Annotated in this window: 6 protein-coding genes; all 6 read right to left on the reverse strand. The window is 61.1% G+C overall.

Going from position 1 to position 5,966, the window contains the following annotated elements:
- Positions 1–431, reverse strand: a 431-nt coding sequence (locus EOA29_RS22165; RefSeq protein WP_148669385.1) for a sugar phosphate nucleotidyltransferase, incomplete at its 3' end; no start/stop codon positions are given.
- Positions 432–540: 109 nt separating this feature from the next.
- Positions 541–1,494, reverse strand: a complete 954-nt coding sequence (locus EOA29_RS22170) for a GDP-mannose 4,6-dehydratase (RefSeq protein WP_127221532.1) — start codon at positions 1,492–1,494, stop codon at positions 541–543.
- A gap of 22 nt (positions 1,495–1,516) precedes the next feature.
- Positions 1,517–2,506, reverse strand: a complete 990-nt coding sequence (gmd, locus tag EOA29_RS22175) for a GDP-mannose 4,6-dehydratase (protein ID WP_127221530.1) — start codon at positions 2,504–2,506, stop codon at positions 1,517–1,519.
- Positions 2,507–2,569: 63 nt separating this feature from the next.
- Positions 2,570–3,982 carry a mannose-1-phosphate guanylyltransferase/mannose-6-phosphate isomerase gene (locus EOA29_RS22180; RefSeq protein WP_127221534.1) on the reverse strand — a complete coding sequence of 471 codons (1,413 nt, stop codon included), beginning with the start codon at positions 3,980–3,982 and terminating at the stop codon, positions 2,570–2,572.
- A gap of 6 nt (positions 3,983–3,988) precedes the next feature.
- Positions 3,989–5,446 (reverse strand): phosphomannomutase, encoded by a 1,458-nt coding sequence (locus EOA29_RS22185; protein WP_245468513.1) that lies wholly within the window; start codon positions 5,444–5,446, stop codon positions 3,989–3,991.
- A gap of 218 nt (positions 5,447–5,664) precedes the next feature.
- A partial coding sequence (locus EOA29_RS22190; protein WP_189478956.1) for a biotin transporter BioY occupies positions 5,665–5,966 on the reverse strand: 302 nt, incomplete at its 5' end.

Raw genomic sequence — 5,966 nt, forward strand, 5'->3', positions numbered from 1 at the left:
CCGTAGCGCTCAGGATCGTCGACATGATAGGCGAACACGGACGCACCGCTTTCGCGCGCCGCCGCCGTGCGGCAAAGCTGCGACAAGCCTTCGCCGAAATAGATGTTGTCGCCGAGGATCATCGACACGCTGTCCTTGCCGATGAACTCGCGGCCGATGATGAACGCCTCGGCAAGACCATTGGGGTGGGGCTGTTCGGCGTAGGACAGCTCCAGCCCGAATTCCGTGCCGTCGCCCAGCAACTCCCGGAACACCGGCAAGTCGCGCGGAGTTGAAATGACCAGGATCTGGCGGATTCCCGCGAGCATCAGCACGCTCAGCGGGTAATAGATCATCGGCTTGTCGTAGATCGGCAGGATTTGCTTAGATACAGCTAATGTTAGCGGATAGAGACGTGTTCCGCTGCCGCCCGCAAGGACAATTCCTTTCAACAAGCTCTCCTTGAACTACCGCGGCCCCCGCCTCGACGTCAAGTTGCCCGTGCTTAGGTTTCATGCCCTGGCTTGTCAATTGTCGGTTTTGATTTCGACGCTGTTGCTATCATCCGCTGCATATCCGACGCCAATATCCTAAAACGTCGGCTATTGTTTGCTCGAAGGGCACCAAAGGTGCCCAGTTCAGCCTTTCGCGTGCCTTTGATGCATCACCGCAGGCGACGGGTATCTCGTTCGGTCGAAACCTTTCCGGGTCCGCACGCACTTCGATGTCGATGCCCGACTGTGCAATGAGCGCATCCAGGATAACTCGAATTCTATCAGGTCGTCCGGACGCGATGTTATAGACGCAGTCAGGTCCGGTCTCAGAGGCCTGGATCGCGGCGGTCGCATAGGCATGCACGACGTCGCGAACGTCGAGAAAGTCGCGCTTGGCGTCCAGATTTCCGACATGAATGACTGGCTCGCGCTTGCCCGATAGGATTTCGGCGACCTGACGTGCGAAATCGGAGACCACATAGGTGTCGGACTGGCCAGGGCCAGTGTGATTGAACGGGCGAAAGCGAATGGCACGCAGGCCATCGTAGGACATTTGCCCGATCATAAGGTCTGCGGCGGCTTTGGTGGCACCGTAGACGTTCACCGGCCGGAGCGGCGTGTTTTCCGTCACAGGACCAGTCGCGCTCTGGAAAGAGGCCCCGTAAACTTCCGAACTGCCAACATAGACGAACCTGGCCTTCGGAGCATGGCGCATCACGGATTCGGCCAGATTCATCGTGCCCGTCACATTGACGTCCCAGGCATGCCGCGGCTCGTTGCGTGCATCGGAAGGCGCGGCGACCGCAGCCAAATGGACAAGCGCTGTGGGTTGGATTTCGCGGACGGCGTCATCGACCGCCTCCCGGTCCCGCAGATCGATCGGGTTTCGCCGCCCTTCGCCGTGACCGAGCACGAACACCTCGCAGCCAGCATGCTCCCGCTCCAGCAACTGCAACAAGGCCGTGCCGACAAACCCGCTGGCTCCGGTTACCAGGATGCGATGCTTCAACGTACCGATCATGTTGGCAAAAAGGCCTTTCCTATCACCAGCGTCTCGGCGGGTTGGCATGACGTTCGAGGTCGGCATCGACCATTTCGCGGATCATCTCTTCCAACGAGATCGCCGCCTCCCATCCTAGCTTGGCCTTGGCTTTGGCCGGATTTCCCAGCAGCACTTCGACTTCCGCCGGCCTGAACAGATCGGGATCGATCACAAGGTGGTCGTCCATCTTCAGCCCCACATGCTCGAACGCAATCCGGCACATGTCACGCACGGTCGTCGTCCTGCCGGTGGCGACGACATAGTTGTCCGGCTGGTCCTGCTGCAACATCAGCCACATGGCGCGGACATAATCCCTCGAATGGCCCCAGTCGCGCTTGGCATCGATGTTGCCGAGCCGCAATTCCGTGGCCATGCCTCTCTTGATGCGCGCGACCGCGTCGGTGACCTTGCGGGTCACGAACTCGATACCGCGAAGCGGCGATTCGTGATTGAACAGGATGCCGCTCGATGCATGCAGGCCGAAGCTCTCGCGATAATTGACGGTGATCCAGTGGCCATAGAGCTTCGCGACCGCATAAGGGGAGCGCGGGTAGAAGGGCGTGGCCTCCGACTGCATCGGCTCCCGGATAAGACCGTACATTTCCGACGACGAGGCCTGATAGAAACGCGCACCGGGGATTTCCAGGCGCAGCGCCTCGAGCACGTTGGTCACGCCCATGCCGGTGACGTTGCCCGTCAGGATCGGCTGCTGCCATGAGGACTTGACGAAGGATTGAGCGGCAAGGTTGTAGACTTCGTCCGGCCTTATGTCGCGCATCGTGCGCGCCAGGCCGGACAGGTCCGTCAGATTTCCGTCGACGATCCGGACGTCCTTCTCGATGCCCAGCCATTTCAGGCGCGTGGTGTTGACGTCGGCGGTGCTCGAGCGCCGTGCAAGCCCGTGGACCTCGTAACCCTTGGCGAGCAGGAGCTCCGCCAGATAGGCGCCGTCCTGCCCGGTGATGCCGGTTATCAATGCTGTCTTTGTCATCAATGCTCTCTATATATCTGAATATATCAGATGATTTCTCGGCCCTGCGGGCCCAGTCAGCAATCAGGCCCGAGCATAAACGTCGTCGAAGCGTACAATGTCATCTTCGCCGAGATATTCCCCGCTTTGCACTTCGATCATGACGAGCGGAAGAATACCCGGATTTTCCAGGCGATGCTTGTGGCCGCAGGGGATGTAAGTCGACTGGTTGGTCGTGAGCAGGATTTCGCTCTCGCCATTGACGACCTTCGCGGTTCCGCTCACCACAACCCAGTGCTCGGAACGGTGATGATGTGCCTGAAGACTGAGGCGGGCGTTCGGCTTGACCTCGATCCTCTTGATTTTGAAGCGATGCCCCTCCTCCAGGACGGTATAGGTGCCCCACGGGCGATGTACGGTGCGATGCACTGTCGCCGTCTCGTGCCCATCCGCCTTGAGGCGGTTGTAGAGGTCCTTCACCTCCTGCGCCTTGTCCTTGTGGGCGACCAGAAGCGCATCCGGCGTGTCCACGATCAAAAGATCCGAAACGCCGACAACGCCAACCAACCGGTCTTCGCTGTGCACGTAGCAGTTCGCCGCATCGTGCAGAATTGCTTCGCCGGTGGCCCGGTTGCCCTTGTCGTCGGCCGAAACAAGCTCCGACAGCACGGTCCATGAGCCGATGTCCGACCAATCGAAACCGCAAGGCACGAACCCCACGTTCCTTGCCTTCTCCATCACTGCATAGTCGATGGAAACGGCGGGAACGGCCGCGAAGCTATCCCTGTCCACCTCGACGGTGAGCCGATCCATGGCGTCGCTGGTCCTGCCTTTGTCGAGGGCCGCGCGCGCACTGGACAAGACGTCCGGACAAAGGTCCTGCATGGCTTCGATCATCGAGCGGGCCGCGAAACAGAAAATGCCCGAGTTCCAGAAGAAACGGCCGCTGGCGATAAATTGGGCGGCTGTCGCCGCATTCGGCTTTTCCACGAACCGAAGGACCCTGTCGCCCTCGACCTCGATATAGCCAAAGCCTGTTTCAGGGCGATCGGGCTTCACCCCGAACGTGACGATCTGGCCTGAAGCCGCAAGCGTCGCCGCCCTCGCCACGCTCGCGCGGAAGCCGGCCTGATCCAATATCAGATGATCCGCGGGGAGCACGACGAGAATGGCGTCCAGGTTCTCGCGCGCGACATGCAGTGCCGCGAGCGCAACCGCGGCCGCGGTATCGCGGCCGAACGGCTCCAGCAGGAATGTGTTCTTCACGCCTGGGGCGGTCACCTCCGCATGTTCATCGGCCGTGAGAAACAACAGGTCGCGGTTGGTGACCGTCACAACATGATCGACGCCTTCGATATCCACGGCGCGGGCGTAGGTCTTGCGAATGAGCGTCCCACCCTCCGGCAGCGGGATAAAGGGCTTCGGATGCAACGCGCGCGAAATCGGCCAGAGCCGGGAGCCGACGCCGCCGCTTATGATGACAGGAACGATGTTGATCAAACTTCAACTTTCCAAGATTTGAGTTCGGCCGAGAGCGAGGCCCCAGCCGAGCAATTCGTCCGCGCGGGTTTCCGCTTTTGCTTCGACATAGCAACGCAATTCGGGTGCATTGCCTGACGCGCGGAAGTGCACAACTTCTCCGTTGCGGGCGGTGATACGCACACCATCATGGTTGTCGATATTCGCGACGCCCCCGAGAACCGCGAAGATCCTGTCGGCATAGGGTGCATCGGCTGCCAATCTGCCGAGAAAGGACGCGCTGTTCTCGGTCGGCACTCCTTCAAGCCGACCGCTTGCCCCGACAAGAAAGCGAAAGCCGGCCGCGATCTCGGCGAGCGGTCGGCCGGTGCTCGCAATCGCTGAAAGCGCGCAAAGGATTGGCAATAGCGAATCCCTGGTCAGCAAGGCCGGGAGGGTGCGCCCATCCTTCTCGACAGCCGAACCCAGGAGTACGCCGCCATTGGCCTCGAACCCCACGACACATCTTGCGCCCTCGGCGAGAGCCGTGCCGATACCTTCAATGACGTAGGGCGAGCCCACGCGCGTGCGAAGGACCCTTGCGAAATACCCGCAACGTTCCAAAGCTGAATTGGAACTGACCGGTGTGACGACGCAGTCGGCGCCCAGGAAATGCGCGGTGATCGCGCCTACCAGATCGCCGCGCACGAAAATGCCGCTGTTATCCGCCACGAGCGGCCTGTCGCCATCGCCATCGGTGGACACGATCGCATCGAACCGCTCTGCCGCCGCCCAGGCCTTGAGAAGCGCCACATCCTCCCGCCTGAGCGCTTCGGTATCGACTGGAATGAAATGTTCGGCCCTGCCCAGAGGGATCGTTTCGGCCCCAAGCCCGCGAAGAATGTCGACGATGATGTCTCTCGCCACGGACGAATGCTGGTAGACGCCGACGCGCAGACCGGAAAGGCTGCCCTTCTCGAAGAAACCAAGAAACCTTTCGGCATAGCGGCGGGACGGCTCGGTGCCCAACCGCGCCGGTTCAACCGGCGGCAGCGACGGGACCGTGTCCTTGATGCCCGCCTGGATTTCGACAATGTCGCCCTCATCGCGCTTGTCGATCTCGCCATCCGCCCGGTAGAATTTGAGCCCGTTTCTGTCGTCTGGAATGTGGCTGCCGGTGACCATTATCGCCGGTGCATTCTCGCCGTAGGCGTAAAGCGCGAGTGCGGGCGTAGGCAACGCTCCGCAATCGACCGGCATCAGGCCGGCCTCGGCGATCGCCGCATGAACAAGCTTCGCGATCTCGGGACTGGAAGTGCGGAGATCGCGTCCCACATAAACCTTCGAGCCTGCTTTCAACGAGCCCCGTCCCTGGAGCAAGCGCACGAACGCGGCCGTGTAGGTGAATGCCGGCGGTCCTCGAAGCTCGCTGACGAGGCCGCGCAGTCCACTGGTACCAAACTTCAAAGTCACCCTCTGCCATCCTTTCCGAACTCGGCGCAAGTCAGGCAAACCGACATCAGGTTACATAACCTGCGACAGCGTGATGGCGTGGAGCATCGAACAACGCGCCCCAGTGGCTTGTCAATCTCCGCCTGAACCAGCGCACAGCCGCCGCGCCGGGTTCGGTCGGATAGCAGACACCGAAGTGTCGACACCGTCCTAACAAAAAGAGCCGGCGGGTGAGCGCCGGCTTTTTTGGCTCTGTTCAAACGGATTTCTCAGGGCCGCTTTGGCAGCAACGCCCAGACGGCCGGCACCAGGCTGGCGGCTAAAGCCACCTTGATCAGGTCGCCTGCGATAAACGGCATGACGCCGAACTGCCACGACTTTTCCGGCCCGATCAGGGCCGCCAGCCAGGCGAAACCCATCGCCATCATGACCACCTCGGCGGTAAGCATGGCGACGAAGAGCTTGAACGGATGGCGGTCCCAGCCGCGATCGGCAGCCCAGCCGGCGATCGCGGCCATCACCACGAAGCCGGCTAGATAGCCGCCGGTGGAGCCCAGCATATAGGCGATGC

It is taken from the genome of Mesorhizobium sp. M1E.F.Ca.ET.063.01.1.1 (assembly GCF_003998155.1).
Classification (GTDB): Bacteria; Pseudomonadota; Alphaproteobacteria; order Rhizobiales; family Rhizobiaceae; genus Mesorhizobium.